Below are 23699 nucleotides of genomic sequence, written 5' to 3'. Positions count from 1 at the left end.
TTTATTAGGCAGCAAGTATAGAAGAAATCGAAGTATGTGTCAAGAAAAAACCAGGTGGAGTTTCCTGACTTTTCGAGGACACCCCTGTCCACGAGCGTTGTCGCGCAAACGGTGGAGCAGCATCTCTCCCCCATTCCCCCGTGCGCAGGCGGAACTCGGCATCCTCCAATCGGCCGGGCAAAACGCCACACAGAAGCGGTCACAACGGCAGCCTCGGGATAAGATCGGCCAGATCTGCACTCTCCACAACCAGGTCGGCCTCCCTTACGAGCTCCGGAGAAGAGGAATTGAAGGAGACCCGGAAGCCCGACAGCGAAAACATCCCGAGATCACCCCGGCTGTCCCCCACGGCGACAATCTCTCTGCCTTGGACACCGAACCTCCTCATCACCTCTTCCATCCAGGTCCGTTTGCCGTCATGGGCGACCTTGATCCTCACCTCCCCTGTTAGGACCCCTTTCTCTACGAGGAGGTCGTTGGCCACCGAAAAATCGAGGCCCAGTTCCCGCTCCACCCTCGTGGAAAGTATCGAGAGGCCTGACGAGATCCCTGCCAGCCGCAACCCCTTGGCCCTGAGAAAGTCCCGAAGCTCAAACACCCCCGCATGGTAGGGAACCGAGTCTGCGATTGCCCTCAAGTCATCGGCCCTCATGCCCTTCCACACCATGGCGTCCCGCCTGCAGAACTCCTCGTAAGAGATACTCCCCGCAAGAAAAAGCCTCTGGAAATGCTCGGCGTGACCCTCCCAAGTACCCAGCACCCTGTGAATATGCTGCCAGATGCTCCTCTCGGTGGTCAGCGTCCCGTCCAGGTCGAAAACAACGACCTTGAACCCCTTCATATTCGGTTCTCGCCGATACGGCATCTCGATGGTTTCCCGGTCCTAAACACTACGGGCGGGGTAAACCCCACCCCTACTCTTCTCACGCCCAACGCTGCACGTTATGGGCGGGGCGCCCCCACCTCGTCATCCTCCCATATCCGGAAAGCAGGCATGCCCGTCCGATCCCATCGCTCCCGAACTCTGACTTCCGCCCCCTCACCCCCCTATTCAACACCCAGGCTCCTCTCAAGGGATTCGATCTCCTCCTTGGAACGACGGATGCGGAGGGCCCGATCCTCCTCCCACTTGACATATCCCTTGAGTCTCTTCCTGAGTGCAGAGATGCTCCTCCTGGCAGCAGAAGGGCCGGGGCCTCCAAAAAGCCTCTCTCCCTCCAGGATCCTTGTCGGATCCTGCCATTTGGCCACATCACCGGGTCTCAGCCGCAGCTCAGCCCCGGTCTCTCGCGCCGCATGCTCCAGATCGGCGAGATCCACCTCTTCTCTTCCTGCCGCTTCCGCATGGCGCACGGCCTTCTCCACAAGAATCTTTGCCTGCCGGAACGGGAGACCCGAGTGTTTCACGATCGACTCGAGCAGATGGGTGGCTCCGAGAAACCCCCTGCGCGCCTGGGCTTCCATGACCGCCTCATCGACCCTGAGCAGTTCTATAACCTCTCCCATCATCGAAACCGCTGGGGCACACTCCGCAATCAGATCCATAATCAGATACTTCGTCCACTGGGAATCCCTGTTGTATCCTACCATGTTACCCTTTCCCATGGAGACGAGACCGGCCAGCATGCCGTGGGCCAAGGAGGCCTTGCCCTTGATCACCTCGAGGAGGTCCGGATTCCTTTTCTGGGGCATGATCGAACTTCCGGCAGAGTGCCTGTCGTCCAGTCGAATCATGCCGAACTCCGTGGTACTCATCAGGATGAATGTCTGGGCAGCGCTGCTCAGGTGGTTCATGACCATGGATATGGCAAAGGCCAGATCCGCTTCCGGCTCCCAACGGTTGGTCATGGGATCGGTCGAATGGTCTTGGGGTCCGTCAAAGGCCAGGAGTCTGGAGGTAAGATGACGGTCGATGGCAAAGGAGGTCCCGTACCCGGCCACCCCACCCAGGGGATTCCGGTTGAAGAGGCCGTACCAATTCACAAAACGGAGAAGATCCCTCTCCAGGGGCATGGCAAGACCCATCAGCAGGTGACCGAAGGTGGTCATCATTCCATGCTGGAGATGGGTGAAACCAGGCATGACGGTCCTGACGTGCCGCTCTGCCCGCGTCGCGATCCTCTCGAGGAGATCTATCAAATCCCTGATGAAACCCGATGCCTGATCTCTCAGGTAGAGACGCATGTCCAGGGCGATCTGGTCGTTTCGGCTTCGAGCCGTGTGCATCTTGCCCGCCGACTCGATCCCCCGCCGTGCCGTGAGTTCGCTTTCGACGTTCGAATGAACGTCCTCCCGGGAAGCCTCCAGTCTCAACCGCCCGGACACGTACAGATTCTCGAGCTCCTTCAGACCCGACAGGATCTCCCGGGCGTCCTTTTCCGAGACTATTCCCTGCTTCCAGAGCATGATGGTGTGAGCCCTGCTTCCCCAGATGTCATAGGGAAGGAGCATCTCGTCACAGGGCGGCCTTGCTCGAAGGTCCCGGCCCGAGAGGAAATCGAGAACCCGACGGGGCATCTCATCTTCAAACCTGGCTCCCCAGAGTCTCTCAACCCCCATACTCCCTTCCCCCCGTCACACCTTTCCCTCAAGCCACCCGATCCTGCAACCGCTTCTCCCGTCAAAGGCGGGCACATAGGGCTTGATGTCGAGCAGAGGGCTTCCCTCCAACACGTCGACACCGCGGATCTTGAGAATGTTCCCTTTCTTCTCCAGAAGACGCACCACGCTGAATCCCAACCTGTTCGGCCGCCTGAGGTCCCTTGTGGCAAAGATACCGTGGGTTCTGGTCCCCAGCACGGGCTTCACTTCGAGGCGCGTCTCTCCCGTCTCGTAGTAATACAGCAGGATAATGTGGGAGAATCCTTCGAGATCTCTCAGCCCTCTCTCGTATTCCTTGTTGACTTCGACCCATCCCAACTCATCCGAATGAAAAGACTGGACGGGGATACCGGTCTTGTCCGTGAAAGGGGAGTGAATGACACCGATCGGTTTCAAAAGGATCTCCATCTCCTGGCACCCCTCTCCGTATACTGCAGAGTCACGTGCTTCAAAGATTTCCACAGGCGTGCAGAGATGTCAAGTGAATCTTGTCGCCGGGGTCTCCCGGCTTTGAATCAAGCATCCGTGGAAGTCTTCGAGTCCAAGACCCCTTCTGTCTGACAGTATCACGCCCCTATCCCCTGGCGACATCGCACGAGCGGTTGGCTACCCCTAGGGCGAGGCCCCGAATGCCATTCTCACTTCCTGGGTTGATATTCTTGGAGCCGGCCTTGACAACTCACCGAGAGGGCTGGTACTTTCTGGTAGAACATAAAGGAAACTCGTTTCACATAGGGAGACAACCCAAAGGGCCTGCTCCTTCTTGTTGAGGGGTCCTGTGGCAGGAACGATGAGAGTGGTTATCATCGGAGGCGGTGCCGCGGCGGTGAGCGCCATCGAGGCCTTCCGCAAGCATGACCGGACAAGTGCGATTCTCCTGGTCTCCTCTGAAAAGCACCCGCCGTACTCCCGTGTTCTTCTCCCGTATCTTGTTTTGGGGAGGACGGATATCCAGGGTCTTTTCTATCGGTCCACCCGTTTCTATGACCGGTTCAACGTCAGGACTCTGTTGGGCCGGTCGGTTGTAGGAACGGACCTTTCCCAAAAAAGGCTCTATCTCGATACGGGCGAGACGATCCCCTTTGACAGGCTGCTGATCGCCTCGGGTTCCTCACCTGTGAAGCCCACTGTCCGAGGCCTGGACAGCGAGGAGATAGGGCATTTCTGGACCATGGAAGATGCCCTCCGAGTCGGCAGGTGCTTCAAGGGGAACAGGCGCCTCATGATCATGGGGGGAGGCTTTATCTCCCTCATGCTTGCATGGGTTGCGGTGCAGAGGAATCTGGAGGTGACGATCACTGAAATAATGGACCATGTCATGCCCCAGAGTCTCGATAGAACAGGGGCTGAAATGGTGGAGACGGCAATGCGCCGCGAGAGAGTCCGCGTCCTGACGGGAACGGCTGTCCAAAGGGTGGAAAAGAGATCGAGGGGCCAGTACAGGGTCTACCCGGCGGACCGGCGTCCCTTCGATGTGGACATGGTGGTCGTGGCAGCAGGGGTGCGGCCCAACATCGCTTTCCTGGAGACCGACTCGGTTCGCACCGACAGGGGCATCCTGGTGAGCGACACAATGGAGACGAGTGTACCGGGAATCTATGCAGCCGGTGATGTCGCCCAGGGGCCCTCTGTTCTCGGAGATCGGTGGGCAACCCATGCTCTCTGGACAACTGCCGTAGAGCACGGCACAATTGCCGGGAGCAATATGGCGGGGAGGGAGGTTCACTATCGGGGCAGCCTCAGCGGCAATGTGAGCGAATTCTTCCATTTGACGGTGGCATCCATGGGAATGGTGAGGAAATCTCCCGAAATAGATGAACAAGCCTACCTCGATAGGGAAGGCGGGGTCTACGTTAAGCTCCTGCTCCACCGTAGAGTTCCTGTGGGCGGAGTCCTAATAGGCCGAGCCGAGGACGTCGCCTCTTTTGGCATCCTGAGATCCTGCATACTCAGAAAGAGAGAGATACCCCGGACCGAGGACCTGCGGGTGCACCCCCTGAGATTACTCCGCCCTCTGGTTGGCAGGAGCTAGAACCGGGTCCGGGGAATTCCCGGTCTCAACAGGAGAGCCCATGAGAATAATCTACATCGACCTCGACCGCTGCATCGGATGCCGGAACTGCGAACAGGCGTGTTCCCTTTACGGAACAGGGGGGTTCAGGCGAGAGGATTCAAACATTCGGGTCAACCTCTATCCCGGCGAACGGTTCATTTCGACTCTGACCTGCTCCCAGTGTGAAACACCACCCTGCATGGAGATCTGTCCCAGCGGTGCCCTCAGCCGAGACCCCCGCACCGGGGCGATCGTGGTCGACCAGGACCGCTGTGTAGGATGCAAGATGTGCATGATGGCCTGCCCCTTCGGGAATATCCATTTCAATACAGAAAGGCATGTGATCCAGAAGTGCAACCTCTGTGAAGGCGAACCGAGATGCATCATGTTCTGCATGCCTCATGCCCTGAACTACATCGAGGCCGCGGATCTGTCAGATCTGAGGAGGAGAATCGTGGACAACCGTTTGATGAGATGCCTTGTGGTCCACCAGTGAGGAATCCCAAGATGACGGGAGAAACAGTCGTGAGAAACGGGACGGTCCAGACCCTCTGCCGCCAATGTGACATGCGCTGCGGGGTTGATGTCCATATCAGGGACGGCAGGATAGCGGAGATCAAGGGATTCAAAGATCACCCACAGAACCGGGGCAGGATCTGCCACAAGGGACATGCCGCGGCGGACCTGGTCTACAAAGAGGACCGCCTCCTTAAGCCGCTAAAGAAAAAGCCGGACGGAACCTTCCGCGAGATCTCCTACGACCAGGCACTCGATGAAATCGCCGCAAAAATGGAGGCCATCAAGAAGACCTATGGGGCGAGATCGATGGGGGTTTGGAAGGGGGAAGCGCTCGGGTTTTTTCAGCAGGAGGAATATGCCAGGCGGTTCGTCCATGCCTTTGGATCTCCCAACTACTTTTCGAACGACTCGGAGTGTTTCAACGGCCGCTACATCGGGTACGGACTCGTCCAGGGTTACTGGAACGGCTGCCCCGACTTTGAAAACGCCGACCTCATCGTTCTCTGGGGAACCAACCTCCCCTTCTCGCATCCACCTTTTATGAGGCTCATCGCCGACGCCCGGGCCAGAGGGGCGAAGCTCGTCGTCATCGACCCCCGTCTGGTCTCTGTGGCTTATAAGGCGGATATCTTCGTGCAGCCCTTTCCGGGCACCGATGGCGCTCTGGCCTGGGGGCTGGCCAACCACCTCATCCAGACCGGGAACTACGACCGGCCCTTTGTCGAGAAGTACTCGATAGGCTTTGACGGATTTGCCGAATACGCCGAGAGGTTCACCCCCGAGTTCGTCGAGAAAGAGACAGGAATCGAGGGGCAGAGGCTCGTGGAGATCGCCCAGATGATCGTTCAAAACAAGCCGAGAGTCATCAACTACGTGGGAAACGGCCTGGAACACCACGAGAACGGGATAAACAACATACGGGTCGTAGCCTGTCTGGGCGGTCTCTGCGGAGCCATCGACGTAAAGGGAGGACAGACCTGGCCGCAAGGGATGGGAGGGCGGAGCCTGACACTCTATGATGAGCTCCCCCTCCTCGATCAAAACCCTATCGGGGCGGACAGATACCCCGTCCTCTACCGGTTCCGCCGGGAATGCCACACCATGACGGCCATGGACTATATTCTCGGCAAGGGAGACTACCCCTTGCGCGGGCTCATCGTGACGGGGGCGAACCCCGTGCTCACCAACCCCAATGCAAGAAAGGTGCGTGATGCCTTTGCGAGTCTCGAGCTTCTGGTCGTGAGGGAACTCTTCCTCACCGAAAGCGCGAAACTGGCCCACTACGTTCTTCCTGCAGCGTCCTTCCTCGAAAGGTCCGAACTCCACTACCACACGGACCGGCAGCTCGTAACCCTTACTACCAAGGTGCTCGATATTCCAGGCGTCACGGACGAGTATACCTTCTGGAGGGATCTGGCCCACCGGCTCGGTTTCGGCGAGAGGTACTTCCCCTGGGAGAACGAGGAGCAGGTCAACCGCTGGATCCTTGAACCGACGGGCATCTCCCTGGACGATCTGAAGAAACACCCTGAGGGCTATGTATACAGCCCCTTGAGATACAATAAGTACAAGGAACAACCATTTCCGACACCTACGGGAAAGTTCGAATTCGCCTCCCGCTATTTGAAAGAACTCGGCTATCCGGAACTGCCCGTCTACGAGCCGCCTCGCTACATGAGCCACCCGAGCAGGGAGTATCCCCTTGTCCTCATCACCGGTGCAAGGAAGTATCTCTTCTATCATTCGAGATACCGTAACATTCACCGCTTCCGCACCGCCGTGCCTGCGCCCGAGGTGGAGATCCATCCCGATGATGCCGCGAAATTGGGCATCGGAGACAAAGAACGGGTCCGGGTAGTATCGGAGATCGGTGCCGTGGAGATCCAGGCAAAGATCGTCCATACAAGGCAGATCCTTCCAGGGGTCCTCCAGATCACCCACGGCTGGGAGGAGGCCAACGTGAATCTGATAACCTACGATTCCGTGAACGATCCCATCAGCGGGTTCCCCCTGCTCAAGGCCGTGCCTGTAAGGATCGAAAAGGATGGCCAGCGTGATGAAGAAATCAAATTCCCTTAGATTGCGGGTCCTCTCCGAAGAAGAAACGGAACAGATACACCGGACAGCCCTCCGGGTCCTGGGCGAGATCGGCATGGACGTCCAGGACGAAGAGACGCGAAAGAGATTGAAGGAGATGGGATGCCGAGAGGGGGGAGACGGATACCTCCTCTTTGGACCAGAACTGGTCGCGCGGTCTCTTGCCACTGTTCCCCCCAGCCTGACACTGTACGATCGAAACGGCAACGTGGCCGTAAACACCGGTGACGGCAGACCCAGGTTCAGTCCGGGTACAGGGTGCCTCAACATTCTGGACTACAGAACGGGAGTCCACCGGCCCTTCCTCCTCGAGGATATTGTCAGGACGGCCCGGGTATGCGACAGGCTTTCCAATATAGATCTCGTCCTGTCGCTTGGGGCTCCGAGTGACGTCCCCCCCCAGCAAGAGGCCATACGGACTGTCCGGGCAATGGTCGAGCATACGGGCAAACCCCTGGCCTTTCTCGGCCACAACGAGAAGGAGACCGGACAGGTCTGGCAGTTTCTCGCCGACGTGGCCGGTGGCTGGCAGGCTCTCTCCCAGAGGCCTTTCGGGATGGACCTCACCGGCCCCACTTCTCCCCTGAGACTCGGCGAGGAGGCATGCAGACGGCTACGTTTCGCCGCAAAGCGGTCTCTTCCCGTGGTCTGCTTCCCCGCAGTCATGCCGGGAGCAACTGCCCCAATGACCCTTGCCGGAGCACTGGCACAGACGGCAGCGGAAATCCTGGGAGGAATCGTAGTCCACCAGATGGAGGGCCCCGGAGCACCGGTCATGTCGGGAGCGGCGATTATCCCCATGGACATGCGGACGGGCAGCATCTGCTACGGGAGCCCGGAATACGGACTGGTCTGCCTTGCCACGGCGGACTATTTCTCCGACATAGGCGTCCCGAGTTGGTCCGGCTCGGGCTGCTCCGATGCGCACACCGTCGATTCCCAGGCGGCCGCAGAGGCGGGAATGAACATGGTGATGTCTGTCCTCATGGGAACCGGTTTGACCCACAACCTCGGTTTTCTATCCTCGGGCAAGACCGGGTCCCTCGAGATGCTCGTCCTGTGCGACGAATTGGCAGGTATGGTATCGAGGATCGCCGGAGGGATCGCCGTGGACGAGGAAAGGCTGGCCTACCGTGTCATCAGGGATGCGGGAAAGAAGGGGGCTTTCATAAGCAGCAACCACACTCTCGAGCACGCCCGCACGGAGATGTGGACACCCTCGCTCCTATGCAGGGTGCCTCTGGCCCAATGGACCGAGTCGGGTTCAAAAACGATGCACGAGAGGACAAGAGAAAAACTGAGGGATCTGCTTGGTGAATGACACCGAATCGGCCTAACCGGCCTGCAGGAAGCCCGAGTTTTCTCCCTGTACCCTCCGCCGAGGAAGATTCCTAGGCCACGCAACTCGACCGAGCCCGCTACCGCCCGGCAGTCCGTGACTGCAGAGCCGTGAAGCACGGAGAGTCAAAGCAGGGCGGAATTTTTCGAAGAGAATCAACCGCTACTACGATCCAAACCCATCATTGAGAGGTTGTCGATGAACTCGAAGACCGCTGTCGCAAACGGAGAGATTCAGACCCTATGCCGCCAGTGTGACATGCGCTGCGGGCTCAATGTCCATGTCGCTCACGGGAAGATACACAGAATCAGCGGGTTCAAAGACCACCCGGCCAGCCGCGGACTGATCTGTGCCAAAGGGCGTGCTGCGGTAGATCTCGTCTACCATCCCCGCCGCCTCCTCAATCCTCTAAGGAGGAAACCCGACCGGACCTTTGAGGAGATCTCATACGAACAGGCCATGGATGAGATCGCCGGCAGGATGCGTGACATCAAGGAAGATTACGGGGCCAGATCAGTGGGGGTTTGGACCGGTGAGGCCGTGGGTTTCTTCCAGCAGGAGCAATACGCCCGCCGTTTTATCCATGCCTTTGGATCGCCGAACTTCTTTTCCGCCGACTCGGTTTGCTTCAGCGCCCGTTACATCGCCTACCGACTGGTGCAGGGATACCTGAACCCGTGCCCGGATTTCGAAAGGGCGGCCCTCATTATTCTCTGGGGATCGAATCCCCCTGTCTCACATCCCACTTTTATGAGCAGGATCACCGAGGGAAGGAAAAAAGGGGCAAAACTCGTGGTCATCGATCCCCGCCGCACCGCCATTGCCCGCAAGGCCGATATCTTTGTTCAACCCCTCCCAGGAACGGACGGCGCGCTCGCCCTGGGCCTAGCCCGCTATCTGATCGAAACAGGAAACTACGATCGCCATTTCGTAAACAACCATACCGTCGGATTTGATCGATTTGCAAGTTACGCCAGGACCTGTACCCCCGAATGGGTCGAGAGACAGACCGGAGTCGACCGGACCAGAATCCTTCAGATCGGCGGAATGCTGGCTGCGAGCCGCCCGAGAGTCGCCGGTTATGTCGGAACCGGCCTGGAACACCACGACAATGTGCTCGACACCGTCAGAGCCGTTGCCTGCCTGGGCGGACTCTGCGGCGCGGTCGATGTCGAGGGGGGCGACCCCTGGCCAGAGACGATGGGAGGACGTACCCTAACACTCTACGACGAGATCCCTCTGGAAGGGCAAGAGCCCATAGGTGCTGCAGAATATCCGACTCTCTACCGGTACACCAAAGACTGTCACTCCCTCACTGCCATGGATCGGATTCTCTTCTCAGACGGCTATCCTTTGAAGGGGCTGATCGTAACGGGAGCCAACCCGGTACTCACCAATCCGAATGCCCAAAAGGTCGCAAGAGCATTTGCCCGGTTGGATCTACTGGTTTTCAGAGATCTCTTTCTGACCGAGAGTGCAAAGCTCGCCCACTACATCCTCCCTGCGGCATCCTTTCTCGAAAGATCTGAGCTTCACTACCATACCCATCTCCAGCTTGTCACCCTCACGACCAAGGTTTTGGATATTCCCGGTGTCCGGGATGAGTACACCTTCTGGCGGGATCTTGCCTGCCGGCTCGGTTTCGGGGAGAGGTACTTTCCCTGGGAAAACGAAGAGCAGGTCAACCAGTGGATCCTGGAACCGGCAGGCATATCCCTCGATGAACTGAGAAGGCATCCAGAGGGATATACCTATCGACCCCTCAGATACAGGAAGTATACAAATCGGCCTCTTCCAACCCCCACGGGAAAGTTCGAGTTCTCGTCGGCGTATTTAGGCGAATCGGGCCATCCTGAGCTACCCGAATACCGACCCCCCCGTTATCGGAGCCGTTCGAACCCCGACTATCCCTTCATCCTTATCACAGGAGCCAGGAAGTCTCTCTACTATCATTCGAGGTACCGTAATATTGCGCGGTTTCGCGCATCCATCCCCGTGCCGCAAGTCGAGATCCATCCTGACGATGCCGCCCGGATGGGAATCACCGAAGGGCAACGGGTAAAGGTAACCTCAACGGTGGGCTCCATTGAGATTCCGGCAAGGGTTATGGGCGAAAAAGACATCCTCCCGGGTGTCCTCCAGATCACCCACGGGTGGGACGAGGCCAATGTAAACCTTCTCACAGATGATCGCGTCACCGATCCTGTCACGGGCTTCCCCCTTCTGAAGGCCGTGCCGGTGAGGATCGAAAAGCTACAATAGAAAGAGAACGTTCAGCCCCTTGCCTCTCTCCGATCCACCGGGTCGGCCGGTGGCAGTCAAAGAACCGCTCAGCCTCTTCTGACAGGAATCCAAAGGTTCACAGGGGTTCCACATGGGCAAGGCAGGACCTTCCTGCCCATGATGGACTACTAATAGCATAACATACCGAATGTCCAAGATAAATCGGTTACAAGACTCAAATCGAGATTTGACCCTATGGGGGACCCCATGGGGTCTACCGGAAAAATCGGCGGAATGACTCACAACGAGACTCGACCCTCGTCCTTGACTCCCGTCCCCTATCCTCCCGTCTGCCCCCCCTCTCACGTCTGTGCCAATCTACTTGACATTCGAAAAGAAATATATTATTAAGAACAGGCTACGAAATATAGAAATATTTCGGGGAAACTTTGCGAATAGAAGGTCTTTGTTCTCTTTGCCTCTTGTGAAGCGGGTCCGGCGACACCGCTCTTTGCCTTCCCGAGGAGGCGCAGATGGATTCGGAAACCCCGGAGATAGTTCCCTTCGTCTCCGCCCTGAAAAAGGAACTGCTCACCCAGTCCCAGGTCGAAACCCTTCGTGGCGGAACGCTCCGCCTGCTGGAAGAGGTGGGTGTCCACTTTCCCTCCCGGACCGCCCTCGAGCTTTTTTCCGACCACGGGGCCCTGGTGGATATGGATAGACAGATCGTTCGCATCCCGCCCGGCCTTGTGACCAAGGCCATGTCCACGGCGCCCCGGTCATTTGTCCTGGCAGGACGACACGAACGCTTCGACCTGGTCCTCGATGGGAGCCGGTCCTACCTCTGCACGGACGGGTGCGGGGTCCACGTGGTCGACCTGTGGACCCGAAAGCAGAGACCTTCCAGAAAGGACGACGTGGCCCGGATGGCCCGTGTCTGCGACGCCCTGCCCATGATCAGCTTTTTCTGGCCCATGGTCAGTGCCCAGGATCACGGGCGTACAGCACCTCTCCACGAGTGTCACGCAGGTCTGGTCAACACGCTCAAGCACGTGCGGGGCGGCACGACGGTTTTCGCCCCTCTGGCACGTTACATAGTCGAGATGGCTACCGTCGTGGCCGGCAGCGGCGTGGAGCTGCGACGGCGTCCCCCTATCAACGCCAACATATGCACCATCGCGCCTCTGGCCCAGGATGCCGATGGGATCGAGTCGGCCCTGGTCTATGCAGAGGCAGGCATCCCTGTCAGCTTCATGGCCATGACCACCATGGGGTCGACAGCACCGGCCACTCCCCTCGGGGCCCTCGTCACGGGCGATGCAGAGGTGGTGAGCGCCATGGTGCTGATCCAGTTGGCCTACCCCGGAGCACCTGTGTTTCACTCGGTCCTCGTGTCGCTCATGGACCCCAGGACCGGAGACTATGTCAGCGAGGTGCCGTTGCCTGTCAACATGATTTCCGTCCAACTCGCCCATGCCTGGGGTGTGCCCAGCCTGGGGGGAGGGGGGGTGAGCAGCGACGCCCTCGACATAGGCTGGCAGTCCGGCATGGAGGCGGGAATGGGTGCGGCCCTCATCCCCCTGTGCGGTGGAGAGATCTGCGGATACCTGGGGCTGCTCGGAGGGTCCATGGTTCTCTACCCCGAGCAGGTGATCCTCGACCACGAGGTCTGCCGGGCCGCCTACGACCTGTTCCGCGGATTCGAATTCGAGGGATACGACATGGCTCTCGACGTGATCGAGAAAGTGGGTCCCAGGGGACACTTCCTGATGGAGGACCACACCTGCGACCACGTACGGGATTTTCGCCTCTCTCGCTTGCTGGGAAGGAAGGACGGACAGGGCAGGCTACTCGATCCGAGAACCCTGGCCCTCGAGGAATTCAAGCGAATCGATGAGAACCACCACCCCGAGCCTCTGCCCAGGGAGGTTCTTGCAGAGCTCGATCGCATACTGGCGGCCGCCGACCGCGAGGCCCAAAGGATGGCTTAGGCTCATTACCCGGCCCGCGGCGAGAAATCGGTGAAGCTGCTGAAAAACCGAGATTGAAGCAGAAAGAATCGGACGGAGCCGGGGGGGGCGGAATCCCGCGAAAAGGAGGTGAGGAGCCCAGAGAAACCTTTTGGAATCAAGACCCTATGATGAAGGAGGATTGGGATGAAAAAGATCTGGCCAAGAGTATCACCCGGTAGTGTTTTTGTATCCTGTCTGGTTCTTCTCCTGGTCCTGGCCGGCGGGTGCTTTGTGCCGAGCGCTCATGCGGGGCGGAACCATATCGTGGTCCAAACCTGGGGGGGGAGCATCACCGAAGCCCAGGAAAAGGCCTTCTTTGAGCCCTTTACCGAGGAGACCGGCATAAAGGTAGTCGCCGTGGAAGCCGGGGTTTCGGTGGGAGGCAAACTCGATGCCATGATGAGAAGCGGAAATATCGAGTGGGATATGATTTCGGCTGATTACGAAGGGTACAACCAGAAGTACTACGACAAGGGTTACCTCGAAGATATCGACTACGGCATCGTCACCCACACAAAGGACCTCGTCCCCGGTTCACTCAAGAAGTGGGGGGTGGCCCAGTACCTCGAATGTGTGGTACTGGCATACAACACCAAGGTCTTCCCCGAAGGAAAGCGACCCAAGAGCTGGAAGGATTTCTTCGACGTAAAGAGGTTCCCTGGCCCCCGAGCCATGCACAACTGGGGAGGCCCATCGGACAACCTCTCCATCGCCCTCATGTCAGAAGGGGTCAGCCCCGACGACCTCTTCCCCCTCGACTTCGATCGAGCCTTCAAGATCATGGACAAGATCAAACCCCACATAAAGGTCTGGTACACTAGCGGTGAACAGCTCATGCAGGCCCTGATAGACGGAGAGGTGGTCATGGCCGTATCGACCGACGGTCGTGCCAAAACGGCAAAGCGCCTCGGGGCACCCGTTGCAATCGAATGGAACCAGGCGCTGTATTTCCTGGCTTACAACTGTGTGGTCAAGAATTCCCCCATGAAAGAGGCTGCCATGCGGTTGATCGATTTCTGCAATCGGCCCGAGCAGCAGGCCGTGTTCACGAACTATATGGGGTACAGCGGGACCAACAAGAAGGCTGTGCGATACATACACCCCTCCATGCAGAAGGATCTGGCCACCTACCCTGCCAACTTCGGCAAGCTCATCAACCTTTACGGCGTCAAAAACGGGAAGTGGCAGCTTTCCCACATGGATGAAATCGATGAAAGGTGGAACACCTGGATCGCCAAGTAGCTCGGTCCGCTGGCTCCACCCGGGGAAGAGGGAGGGCAGCGAATCCTGCCCCTCTTTCCCCGCCGAATCTTCCCGCACTCGCATGAGCCGTCCCGGCAGGGCGGACCGGTGCCGAATCAGGAGGTTCCGTTGTCTGTAAGATCAAGATTCGTAGGCAGAGAGTCGATAACGAGGTACTCCCTTTTTCAGTCCATTCTTCTCACCGGACCGCTGTTCATCCTTCTGGGTGTATTCTACCTCTACCCTCTCGTCACACTCTTCCCCGAAAGCATCCTGAAAAACGGCCACATCACCTGGGAGCATTACAGGCACTTCTTCAGGGAACCCCTCTACACTTACATTCTGTTGAGAACCGTCAGGGTCGCGGTGGTAGTTACCGTCATCTGCTTTCTTCTGGGCTATCCAATAGCCTACTTTCTGGCCGGCCTGAAGAGCCAGAAGACAGCCAATCTCATGATGATCTGCGTGCTGCTCCCCTTCTTCACCAGCATTCTGGTTCGATCTTACGCGTGGATCGTCCTGCTCCAGACAAAGGGAATCCTCAACCGGTTTCTCATATCCATCGGGCTCATAGAGAGGCCCCTCAACCTGCTCTACACCGAATTCGCGGTTCTTCTCGGGATGGTCCACATTCTGCTGCCGTTCATGATTCTGCCCGTCTACAGCGTGTTGAAGAACATCGACAGGAATCTGCTCAGGGCCGCCCGGAACCTCGGCGCCAATGCCGTAAAGGCCTTTGCCCTGGTCACCTTTCCGCTGAGTCTGCCCGGTGTGGGGGCCGGGGTGATGTTCGTGTTCATTCTCTCCCTGGGGTTCTATATCACCCCTGCCCTGCTGGGCGGCCCCAAGACACTCATGATTACTACGCTCATCGACCAACAGATCAACCGCCTGATCAATTGGGACTTTGCCGGGGCCATCGTGGTGGTCCTCCTTGTGACGACAATCCTCATGATCCTGATTTTCGACAAGATCGTCGGCCTGGACAAGATCTACAGGGACTAGTCGAGACCCCAGGTGCAAACAGGCCTGGGAAATCCGGGGGGAAGCGAGGAGATGAAAAATCGGCCGGAAACAGACTACGGGAGAATCATTCTGGGGTGCTTTGTGGCGGCTGTCTTCGTCTTCCTGGTTATTCCCACCATCCTCGCGGTGCCCATGTCCTTCAGCACGACCAAGTATCTGGTCTTTCCACCAAAGGGTTTCACCCTCTACTGGCACCAGAAATTCTTCACCGACCATCGCTGGACCGCGGCGACGCTTTTCAGCTTGAAACTCGCGTTTATCGCGACCGCGGTCTCCCTTGTCATAGGAACCCTTGCCTCCCTGGCCCTGGTAAGGGGCATCCTGCCCGGCAAGAGGCTGCTCCACCTCTTTTTTATCTCCCCTCTGATGATTCCCGTCATCGTCACGGCCTTTGCAGTATACGGGATCTTTGCAAGGCTTCATCTCATAGGGACGCTTGTTGGAATGGTTATAGCCCACACGATCATATGTGTCCCCTACGTGATCCTGGTGGTTACCGCCAATCTCTACCGCTTCGATATCTCGCTGGAAATGGCATCCAGGAACCTCGGGGCCGATGCTTTCAGAACCTTCATGTACATCACCCTGCCCCTGATAAAACCCGGCATCATCGCCTCGGGTGTCTTCTGCTTCATCGAGTCCCTTGACGAGTTGCTCCTCGCCATGTTTCTTATCGGTACGACAAAGATGACTCTTCCTCTGCGGATGTTTTCAGAGATTCAGTTCCGGATCAACCCCGTGGTGGCTGCAGCCTCTACGGTTTTCATAGTGGCCGCAGTCGGTACCATCATCGCCCTCTCATTCATGGGCAAAGAGAAAAAAGCAGTCGAGCTTCAGGAGTAGGCTCATGAACCCATCCAAGACGAAACCTATTCTCCGGCTAAGGAACCTGAGCAAGCGGTTCGGCGAGGTTCTGGCTGTCGACGACGTATCCCTCGATATCGGTGACGGTGAGTTCCTCACCCTCCTCGGCCCGAGCGGGTCTGGCAAGACCACCATCCTTCTGATGATCGCCGGCTTTGAGTTCCCAACCAGGGGGGAAGTGGTCCTCCAGGACAGGCCTATCAGCGTCCTTCCCCCGGAAAAGCGGAATATCGGCATGGTCTTCCAGAACTACGCCCTCTTCCCCCACATGACGATCTACGACAACATCGCATTTCCCTTGAAGATGCGGAGGTTTCAGAAGGATGAGATCCGTGACAGGGTCGCAGCTGCCCTCGATCTGGTCCGCCTGCAGGGATATGAGAAACGCTTTCCCAAACAGCTGAGCGGCGGCCAGCAGCAGCGCATAGCCCTGGCACGGGCCCTGGTGTTCGATCCTCCGCTGCTCCTTCTCGACGAACCCCTGGGCGCTCTGGACAAGAAGCTCAGGGAACATATGCAGCTCGAGCTGAAGCACATCCACACGCGGCTGAAAAGAACCATGATCTATGTCACCCATGACCAGGAGGAGGCACTGGTCATGTCGAACAGGATCGCAGTGATGGATCGGGGCAGGATAGAACAGATCGGCACGCCGGACGAACTCTATGAGAAGCCCGCAAACCAGTTCGTCGCCAGTTTCATAGGAGAGTCCAACTTTCTCAAGGGCAAGGTCATTGAGAGCCAAGGCGGAAAGGTGACCCTCCAGATCAGCGACGGATCAAAACATCGAATCCCCTGGACCGGCGAGGCGGTACCGGGAAAAGAGGTGACCTTCTGCATCAGGCCGGAAAAGATCTTCTTTGTCGGTGAGGATTTCAACGGTTTCTCCCTCAGCGGCGTTATCGAAGAGACGATCTACGTGGGAGAGACAAAGAGATACAAGGTCAGGATCAGCAAGGACAAGACCCTCAATGTGAGGGAGATGAGCGTCAGGACAGGGGGCGGCCGCGGGGAAGGGGAAAGAGTCAGGATCAGCTGGCACAAGGAGAGCCTCAGAAGGATCTAGCCACGGCCTATCCCCTGGCGAAGCGCGACCGGGTGTGGCTCGGAAAGGCAGGGTGGAGAAGACCGGGGTCGACTGCGTGCAGGAGTACCTGATCGAAATATGAGAAAACTCCAAGGGGGAGGAGCCATGTTTACTCCACTCGACAAGGGAGAGGTGGAAAGGATCCATCGCATGAGCCTGGAGATCCTGGACAGGGCGGGAATCGAGGTGAAGAGCGAAAAGGCCCTCTCTCTCTTCAAGGGAAGGGGAGCCCGGGTGGATTGTGAGGGAAGCCGATATCTCGTCCGCATTCCCCCGTCTCTCGTTGAAGATGCCCTGGGCGAGGTGCCCAGATCCTACGTTCTCTATGGCCGCAAACACGGGTGTGAGGTCCGTTTCGAAAGGGGGAATCCCCCTCTGTTCGGGCCAAGCGGGGTCCCATGCATCATCTACGATCTAGAGACAGGAGTGAGGCGCAGGGCCGGCCTGAAGGATTTCGTCTCTCTCATAAAGCTCTTCGATGGTCTGGAAAACGTGGATTTTGTCACGACCCCCTGCACTTTCGACGACGTGCCGAGCGAGGTTACCGAGGTCTCCACCTTCTTCCACTTGGTCAACACCACCCAAAAGCCCTTCGATATGGACTTCTCCGGCCAAACCGGGTTTAAAGACGTCCTTTCAATGGTGGATTTGCTCAAGGAGACGGTTTTTGAGGGCAGGCCCTTCGTTTCGTTCGGGTTCTGCCCGGTCATAAGCCCCCTCCGGTTGGACACCGTCCCCACGGATCAGCTCATCGAGGCCGCTCGGGCAGGCATTCCAGTCGCCCCCATAACGATGGTTCAACCCGGTCTGAGTGCTCCTGCTACCCTGGCGGGAACTCTGGTCGTGATGAACGCAGAGATTCTGGCACTCCTGGTCCTCGCCCAGGCGGCCAGGCCTGGGACACCCTTTCTCTACGGGACCATCCCCGGAACCACCAACTTCGCCACCGGCCGGATGCTCACGGCCTCCCCCGAACTCCCCCTTCTGAACGCGGCGGCAACCCAGCTTGCCGGACACTGCGGACTGCCCAACTGGGCTACCGCAGGCAGGACAGATGCCAACCTTCTCGACATTCAGGCAGGCTACGAGCACTGCTTCGCAATCCCCTGGGTCGTCCTGTCAGGCGCGACCTACATCAGTGCCATAGGAGGATTCCTGGAATCGGTCTCCGCCCTTTCTTTCGAAAAGTTCGTCATCGATGATGAAGTCGTCGGAATGACGAGGAGGGTTCTCAGAGGACTCGACACGGATCCCGAACACTGCGCGGTGGAGCTCGTCTCTTCGATGGGTCCTGGGGCGAATTTTCTTGCAGAGGATCACACGATCGACCATATGAGGAGGGAATTCTTCCGGCCTTCGGTGAGTGAAACCTCAGACTGGGAGGATTGGAACCAGAGGGGAAGGCCCACCGCTCTCCAGAGGGCCAGGCAAAAGGCCAAAAGGATCATAGAAACCCATTCGGCTCCTCCCCTTCCGCCTCAGGTCATCAAACAGGTAAGGGACCTTTTCCCCGGCATCGTGATCGATTTGGATCAGGCAGGGACCCGGCAGACCGGCCTCTCTGACTAGAATGGCACGGCGAGCCCGCTCTAAACGTGATTCCCGCCGAACCCGAAGCTCCGGAGACCGCGCATTGGCACACCCGTCAGAAGGTTCGCTTCCAGACAACCGGGAACTCAAATTCGCCTCCTATCTCGGTATGTTCAATTCCGGCCTGCTCAACAGCGCCGTAGGCCCCCTTCTGATCGAGCTCACGGGTTTCTACCAACTGAACGTGGCCCGGGTGGGACTCCCCGTCCTGCTTGACGGAACCGGGTATCTCCTCGGGACCATCATCCTCTCTTTTGTCTGGAAGGTCCACCGGGCCAGACTCGTCCTCTGCCTCTCCACCCTCTCCCTTGTCTTCTTGCTCGTCAGTATCGGGCCCTTCCATAGCAGGTTCGAGGTCTTCCTCGGTCTCATGTTCTTCCTCGGTTCCGGGTTCGGCTTTTTGACCGTCGGTCTGGATTCCCTCTTTTCGGAGATCTACAGGCAGAACCGAGCAAAGTACCTGAATATCCTCCATCTCTTTTTCGGTGTGGGGTCTTTTCTCGGCCCTCTGGCGGTCGTCGCAATCCTCAAAGCGACGGGGAAGTGGTTTTACTTTTATCCCCTCATCGGTCTCCTTAACATACCGATGCTCCCACTTCTCCTGAGAAGGAAGAACTACCCCTTCGGCTTGGATCTGGAGGGGGGTGAGACGGACGGCCGTCACGAAGGGATCAGGAACCTCATGGGTTCCGCCGCCTTCTGGGCCATTATCGCCGCCATGTTTCTCCATCTGGGCATGGAGGCCTCCTTTGGTGCGTGGATGCCCCTGTTTCTGAAGAGTACGAGAAACATGACACCGACCCTGGCAAGCTACTGTGTCTCGATCTTCTGGCTCGCCTTTCTCCTGGGCAGGGCGTCCTACGCCCGGCTATTCCCAGATGTCAATCTCTTCCTCTCCTTGATCGTAGCGATCTCCGGGGCCGCCCTGTTCATGTGTCTCACGTTTCTGAGCAGAGACGCGGCCCTCATCTTCTCCTCCACATTCTGTGCGGGCCTCCTCCTATCCATCGTCTACCCCAACTTCCTCGCTCTGGGAGCAGGTATCTTCCCGAACCGGATCGGCTTTATCACCGGGACACTCAGCGCGAGCGGAGGAGTCGGCTACATGTTTTTCCCATGGCTGATCGGCCCTGTATCTCAATCCCTCGGCCTGGCAAAGGGAGTATTCATGATCCCCCTACTGGGCACGGCCTCGATAGGCATTCTCCTGTTGCTAAGGAGCCACAAAAAAGGAGGGGCCACAACGACCCCTCCTTCTTGAGGGAAAACCGGCGGCAAGACTTACAAGAGCATGGGATCCCGGGCTTCCCCGGGACTCTTCCCGAACCGGCTGGAGACCCGCCACTTACACTTTCAATTCATCTGCGACCCAGCCGAGACCGAGGCGCTCCAGGGTCTGCCGTGTCGGCGTTCCGGTCTTTACATCCCATCCGGCCTGGCGGTAATACTCCTCCAGAGCAGCCTCGAACTGATCCCTCTCCACCTTGAAGCCGTCGCTGGGCCCCCCCTTCAGGGGACGCTTGAAGAACTTCTCGGGAAGCCTATCCTGGTTCCGGTTGATGCCCTCACGGGCGTTGAAGGCACGGAGCATGTTCAAACGGCGCTCGCCCACCTTCTGAAGTTCATCGACCGTTACATCCCAGCCGGTCACGGCCCGCACCATCTTCACTACCTCTTCCGGCCCATAGAGCTGCCAGGCCGGACCGCAGGCGAACTGGCAGAGGTTCAGACTGTCCATCATGCTGTAGAAGTACTCCGTCTTCAGGGCGAACTCCACCTTCTCCGGCCCGAGGCTCTGGGGCTTCTGCGGCTTGGTGAGACCCAGGGCACCGAGTCTGTCTGCATAGTACTCGTACTCGTCTTCGTAGGCGGGGTCGTGTTCGCTGCTCTGGTGATCCGCTCCAAAGGGGTTGACAGCGTAAATCAGGGCCAGGCTCCGTTTGACCTGGGGCATGTGAGCCGGTGCCTCCTGTCCTTTGCTGGTTATGAGAAAATCCCTGCCCCGGCCCAGCCGCTCAGCCGCACGAGCCGAGCCCTCTGCGAGCACGTCGCCGAAGCCCTCTCGTTTGCCGATCATCTCGACCAGCTTCACCAGGGCCTCGGCATTTCCAAACCTGAGTTCCAGCCCCCCCGTGTCCTCCAGGGTCAGCTCTCCTGCCTCGAAGGTCTCCATGGCCCAGGCGATCGTCGCCCCGCAGGAAATAGTATCCATCCCGTACTTGTTGCACAGCTCGTTCGCCTTGGCGATGGCGGCGAGATTATCGTTGCCGCAGTAATTGCCGAAGGTGCTGGTCGTTTCGTATTCGGGACCACCGTAGTGGGGATCCACCTGAAAGGGTCCCTCCTTGATCTCAACGACCCGCTTGCACCGGATGACGCAGCCGAAACAGGTGTCACGGCCGTACCGATCCTGCTCTCCCTTCTCCCTCCCCCTTAGAACGGTATCATACATGGTCGTTCCATCGATGGCTTTCCATCCGTCAAAGACACCTCTGGTGAAGTTGTAGCTCGGCAGCCCGCCCACGGCCTGTTGCTTGCCTGTGGTCTCGGCCGTTCCGTACTTGCCCAATCCTACCACGTATGATTCCGGAAAGGTCTTCGCCCCCCACCGAGCCAGATCATTCAAGGCCTTCCGGTCGGCCAGCGGCGGCCTCGCCGTGCCCCGCACGGCCACGGCTCTCAGGTTCTTACTCCCCATTACCGCACCCATACCCGTCCTTCCGTTGGCCCGGCAAGACATGTTTATCAATGCCGCGAAACGCACCCCCTTCTCACCGGCTGGACCGATCTGGACGACCTCGATCTTTGAGTCTCCCAGTTCCTTCCTGATAGCCTCTTCCGCCTCTCCCGTGAGTTTTCCCCAGAGATGCGAAGCATCACGGATCTCCGCCTTCCCGTCCCGGATCCACAGATAGACAGGAGACGGGGCCTTCCCTCTTATGATGATCGCATCGAAACCGGCAAACTTCATCTCTGCGGGTAGGAAACCGCCGCACTGAGAATCGCCGATCGCCCCGGTCAAGGGTGATTTGGCATTGGCCGTCATTCGGCTCTGGCCGGAAACAGGGGCACCGGTCGTCACACCCACACTGAGGGCCAAGATGTTCTCCGGTCCCAGGGGGTCGGCACCCGGCGCCATCTCTTTGAGGAGATAGTGGAGGTTTAGGCCACTGCCTCCCATGTAGGTCCGATAGAACTCCTCCGGCGGCTCCTCAACACTGAGGGTCGAGGACGAGAGGTCAACGTGCAGGATCTTTCCGTTGTATCCGTACGGCATCGCATCCTCCTCAAAAGTGGTTTCTAAAAAACCCCGCGACTGTCCGGGCGGTTAGTGGCAAATTTAGCATGTTCCCTCCCCGCTAATCAATACCTTTTTCCCTGGGCTCGAGGCCTTCGGTCGGTTCACACCGTGCCCCGGTCCCCGAGGCCCCTCTATCCAAGGCGGTGCCGCTCTTCAATCTTTTGGTGAACCTCGATTCGGCGCTTTGCCAGTTCGGCGATAAATACGTGGGGATCGAGGGCCGTTTCAGGCGGGACCACTCCCCTCTCGCTCACATCCCCCCGGGCGATCATCTGAGCACCGATGCTCAGAGGGATCCCGATATTCTTGAAATAGGCCGCCTGCCCCCCCCACTCCTCCTGGGGCGGGTGGCGATTCCAGAGCGTGACCTTCGTGTCGCGTCCCTGCCGCTTCCCGTAGACCTCGACCAGAAGGCCGTATGCCCACAGGGGGGTCTGCTTGCTCTCCGGCAGGCGTATCAACAGTTCATGCATGATCTCCAGGGGGGTCGTCTCGATCCCCTTGATCGTCACCGGCTCCTCACTGTACAGGCCGTGATCCAACATGGCCCTTGTCAGCCTCATCGCCTGGGGCGGAAAACACCCCTGGACCGAGACACGCTTGGCCCCCAGGCTCTTGGGCAGGGTGACCGTTTCAGGGTGTGGAATGTAACAGACCTCCTGCCGGCCGATGGGCCCAGGGAAGTCGACCGTCTTTATTCCCTCGAAAGGCCCCACGGACCTGAATTCTCCCTCCTCGTACACAAGCCGTTCCTCCTCGATGTGGGGATGGAACTCCCAGAGAAAGGTGACCAGCAAACCCGGAGCCGGCGCTATGCAGCGGAATGCGGCAAAGTGTATGCGGATCTCCTCCACCTCGTCCATCTGGTCCGCTCCATGTCTGGCCATGACATTGGTGATGCCCGGGGTGGCGCCGACTCCCGGCACAAAGACGATGCCCTTTTCCCTTGCCGGCCCGTCAAGATCCCACTGTTTCTCCTCGGTGGAAACGTCCAGGCCGTTGACGCCCGCCTCCACACAGGCCCTGGTAACGGCCAGGTCGTATTTGAAGGGCAGCCCGTTTAGAATCAGATCAAAGTCCCCGAACAGGCCCACAAGCCCTTTCTCGTCGCCGGCATCCACCTTCAGCGCCTTGACTCTGGGATCGCCTATCTCGGCGGCCAGTTTTTCCGCCGCATCCACATTGTAGTCACCTATCACGATTTCGTCGAATTCGGAAAACTCGGCAAGATCCCTGGTTGCATGTCGGCAGACGGCACCGCATCCGCCTAAGGATAAGACTCGCATCGCTGCTCCTCCTCTCTTCGATTCCGGTGAATCCCACTGACCCCCGCGTGAAGGGGAAAATCGCCTGTCCTCCCCTCGCCGAGGGGCCAGACCTCCAGTACCCAGATTTATAGTCTCCCGGCCGGGGATTGTCAAGCCTTGACATGCGAAATGAACTACATTATCCTCAAGAGATTACGAAATACCTAAGTACCTTACTCCAAAGTTGCGAATACTTCTCGGTTTCCATCTCAGTCCCGCAGGGTTCACATGACGCCCGACGAAGTAGGAAAACAAAGAAAGAAGGTTCTTGCCATGACCAAACCGCTCGATGCGACAGACTTGAGGATAATCGACCTGCTCCAACAAGACGGGAGAATTTCCAACATCAGGATCGCCAGGACCCTCGGGGTCTCGGAGGCGACCGTGAGAAACCGCCTCCAGAAGCTGCTGGAGGAAAAAGTAGTTCAAATCGTCGCG

General features: G+C 58.2%; 18 protein-coding genes. 13 read left to right on the top strand and 5 right to left on the bottom strand.

Annotation, left to right across the window (positions count from 1 at the left end; genetic code table 11):
• Positions 1-199: 199 nt before the first annotated feature.
• The 3 genes from JRJ26_04355 to tsaA form a co-directional block, all read right to left on the bottom strand.
• Positions 200-865 carry an HAD-IB family phosphatase gene (locus JRJ26_04355; protein ID MBW2056712.1) on the bottom strand — a complete coding sequence of 222 codons (666 nt, stop codon included), beginning with the start codon at positions 863-865 and terminating at the stop codon, positions 200-202.
• Positions 866-1047: 182 nt separating this feature from the next.
• The gene (gene argH, locus JRJ26_04350; protein ID MBW2056711.1) at positions 1048-2559 is read right to left on the bottom strand and encodes an argininosuccinate lyase; all 1512 of its coding nucleotides are present in this window, start codon (positions 2557-2559) and stop codon (positions 1048-1050) included.
• A gap of 15 nt (positions 2560-2574) precedes the next feature.
• On the bottom strand, positions 2575-3009 hold the full coding sequence (gene tsaA / locus JRJ26_04345; protein MBW2056710.1) for a tRNA (N6-threonylcarbamoyladenosine(37)-N6)-methyltransferase TrmO: 435 nt from the start codon (positions 3007-3009) through the stop codon (positions 2575-2577).
• 382 nt (positions 3010-3391) lie between these two features.
• Here tsaA and JRJ26_04340 point away from each other — a divergent pair, with 382 nt between their 5' ends.
• From JRJ26_04340 to JRJ26_04285, 12 genes are all read left to right on the top strand, one after another.
• Entirely contained in the window at positions 3392-4633 is a 1242-nt protein-coding gene (locus tag JRJ26_04340) for an NAD(P)/FAD-dependent oxidoreductase (protein MBW2056709.1), read from the top strand.
• 40 nt (positions 4634-4673) lie between these two features.
• The gene (locus JRJ26_04335; protein ID MBW2056708.1) at positions 4674-5150 is read left to right on the top strand and encodes a 4Fe-4S dicluster domain-containing protein; all 477 of its coding nucleotides are present in this window, start codon (positions 4674-4676) and stop codon (positions 5148-5150) included.
• A gap of 11 nt (positions 5151-5161) precedes the next feature.
• On the top strand, positions 5162-7252 hold the full coding sequence (locus JRJ26_04330; protein MBW2056707.1) for a molybdopterin-dependent oxidoreductase: 2091 nt from the start codon (positions 5162-5164) through the stop codon (positions 7250-7252).
• Positions 7230-8591: a trimethylamine methyltransferase family protein gene (locus JRJ26_04325; protein ID MBW2056706.1), complete on the top strand. Its 1362-nt coding sequence runs from the start codon at positions 7230-7232 to the stop codon at positions 8589-8591. The genes JRJ26_04330 and JRJ26_04325 overlap by 23 nt, the downstream gene beginning before the upstream one ends.
• A 216-nt stretch (positions 8592-8807) precedes the next feature.
• A complete protein-coding gene (locus JRJ26_04320; GenBank protein MBW2056705.1) occupies positions 8808-10871 on the top strand; it encodes a molybdopterin-dependent oxidoreductase in 2064 nt (687 codons plus the stop codon).
• A gap of 494 nt (positions 10872-11365) precedes the next feature.
• A complete protein-coding gene (locus JRJ26_04315; protein MBW2056704.1) occupies positions 11366-12823 on the top strand; it encodes a trimethylamine methyltransferase family protein in 1458 nt (485 codons plus the stop codon).
• Positions 12824-12988: 165 nt separating this feature from the next.
• Positions 12989-14086 (top strand): ABC transporter substrate-binding protein, encoded by a 1098-nt coding sequence (locus JRJ26_04310; GenBank protein ID MBW2056703.1) that lies wholly within the window; start codon positions 12989-12991, stop codon positions 14084-14086.
• 129 nt (positions 14087-14215) lie between these two features.
• Entirely contained in the window at positions 14216-15091 is an 876-nt protein-coding gene (locus JRJ26_04305) for an ABC transporter permease (GenBank protein MBW2056702.1), read from the top strand.
• Between the two features lie 51 nt (positions 15092-15142).
• The gene (locus tag JRJ26_04300) at positions 15143-15955 is read left to right on the top strand and encodes an ABC transporter permease (GenBank protein ID MBW2056701.1); all 813 of its coding nucleotides are present in this window, start codon (positions 15143-15145) and stop codon (positions 15953-15955) included.
• A 4-nt stretch (positions 15956-15959) separates the two neighbouring features.
• Positions 15960-17042 (top strand): ABC transporter ATP-binding protein, encoded by a 1083-nt coding sequence (locus tag JRJ26_04295; protein ID MBW2056700.1) that lies wholly within the window; start codon positions 15960-15962, stop codon positions 17040-17042.
• A 9-nt stretch (positions 17043-17051) separates the two neighbouring features.
• Complete coding sequence (locus tag JRJ26_04290) at positions 17052-18632, top strand: trimethylamine methyltransferase family protein (protein ID MBW2056699.1); 1581 nt, start codon at positions 17052-17054, stop codon at positions 18630-18632.
• Between the two features lie 64 nt (positions 18633-18696).
• Positions 18697-19914 (top strand): MFS transporter, encoded by a 1218-nt coding sequence (locus JRJ26_04285; GenBank protein MBW2056698.1) that lies wholly within the window; start codon positions 18697-18699, stop codon positions 19912-19914.
• An 84-nt stretch (positions 19915-19998) separates the two neighbouring features.
• Here the strand turns inward: JRJ26_04285 and JRJ26_04280 are convergent, their stop codons facing one another.
• Positions 19999-21930 (bottom strand): aldehyde ferredoxin oxidoreductase family protein, encoded by a 1932-nt coding sequence (locus JRJ26_04280; GenBank protein ID MBW2056697.1) that lies wholly within the window; start codon positions 21928-21930, stop codon positions 19999-20001.
• A 155-nt stretch (positions 21931-22085) separates the two neighbouring features.
• A complete protein-coding gene (locus JRJ26_04275; GenBank protein ID MBW2056696.1) occupies positions 22086-23240 on the bottom strand; it encodes a saccharopine dehydrogenase NADP-binding domain-containing protein in 1155 nt (384 codons plus the stop codon).
• A gap of 294 nt (positions 23241-23534) precedes the next feature.
• On the opposite strand from JRJ26_04275, the gene JRJ26_04270 reads away from it, so the two are divergent.
• Positions 23535-23699: AsnC family transcriptional regulator (locus JRJ26_04270; protein ID MBW2056695.1), on the top strand; the 165-nt coding region annotated here is incomplete at its 3' end.

It is taken from the genome of Deltaproteobacteria bacterium, assembly GCA_019308905.1.
Classification (GTDB): domain Bacteria; phylum Desulfobacterota; class BSN033; order WVXP01; family WVXP01; genus JAFDHF01.
The sequence above is the reverse complement of the archived record's forward strand: the minus strand, read 5'-3'. Positions and strand labels throughout refer to the sequence as shown.

What these genes read in the sequence shown, in the direction of transcription:
- JRJ26_04355 (MBW2056712.1), bottom strand. Translation starts at nt 865, where the DNA reads ATGCCGTATCGGCGAGAACCGAATATGAAGGGGTTCAAGGTCGTTGTT.
- argH (MBW2056711.1), bottom strand. Translation starts at nt 2,559, where the DNA reads ATGGGGGTTGAGAGACTCTGGGGAGCCAGGTTTGAAGATGAGATGCCC.
- tsaA (MBW2056710.1), bottom strand. Translation starts at nt 3,009, where the DNA reads ATGGAGATCCTTTTGAAACCGATCGGTGTCATTCACTCCCCTTTCACG.
- JRJ26_04340 (MBW2056709.1), top strand. Translation starts at nt 3,392, where the DNA reads ATGAGAGTGGTTATCATCGGAGGCGGTGCCGCGGCGGTGAGCGCCATC.
- JRJ26_04335 (MBW2056708.1), top strand. Translation starts at nt 4,674, where the DNA reads ATGAGAATAATCTACATCGACCTCGACCGCTGCATCGGATGCCGGAAC.
- JRJ26_04330 (MBW2056707.1), top strand. Translation starts at nt 5,162, where the DNA reads ATGACGGGAGAAACAGTCGTGAGAAACGGGACGGTCCAGACCCTCTGC.
- JRJ26_04325 (MBW2056706.1), top strand. Translation starts at nt 7,230, where the DNA reads ATGAAGAAATCAAATTCCCTTAGATTGCGGGTCCTCTCCGAAGAAGAA.
- JRJ26_04320 (MBW2056705.1), top strand. Translation starts at nt 8,808, where the DNA reads ATGAACTCGAAGACCGCTGTCGCAAACGGAGAGATTCAGACCCTATGC.
- JRJ26_04315 (MBW2056704.1), top strand. Translation starts at nt 11,366, where the DNA reads ATGGATTCGGAAACCCCGGAGATAGTTCCCTTCGTCTCCGCCCTGAAA.
- JRJ26_04310 (MBW2056703.1), top strand. Translation starts at nt 12,989, where the DNA reads ATGAAAAAGATCTGGCCAAGAGTATCACCCGGTAGTGTTTTTGTATCC.
- JRJ26_04300 (MBW2056701.1), top strand. Translation starts at nt 15,143, where the DNA reads ATGAAAAATCGGCCGGAAACAGACTACGGGAGAATCATTCTGGGGTGC.
- JRJ26_04295 (MBW2056700.1), top strand. Translation starts at nt 15,960, where the DNA reads ATGAACCCATCCAAGACGAAACCTATTCTCCGGCTAAGGAACCTGAGC.
- JRJ26_04280 (MBW2056697.1), bottom strand. Translation starts at nt 21,930, where the DNA reads ATGCCGTACGGATACAACGGAAAGATCCTGCACGTTGACCTCTCGTCC.
- JRJ26_04275 (MBW2056696.1), bottom strand. Translation starts at nt 23,240, where the DNA reads ATGCGAGTCTTATCCTTAGGCGGATGCGGTGCCGTCTGCCGACATGCA.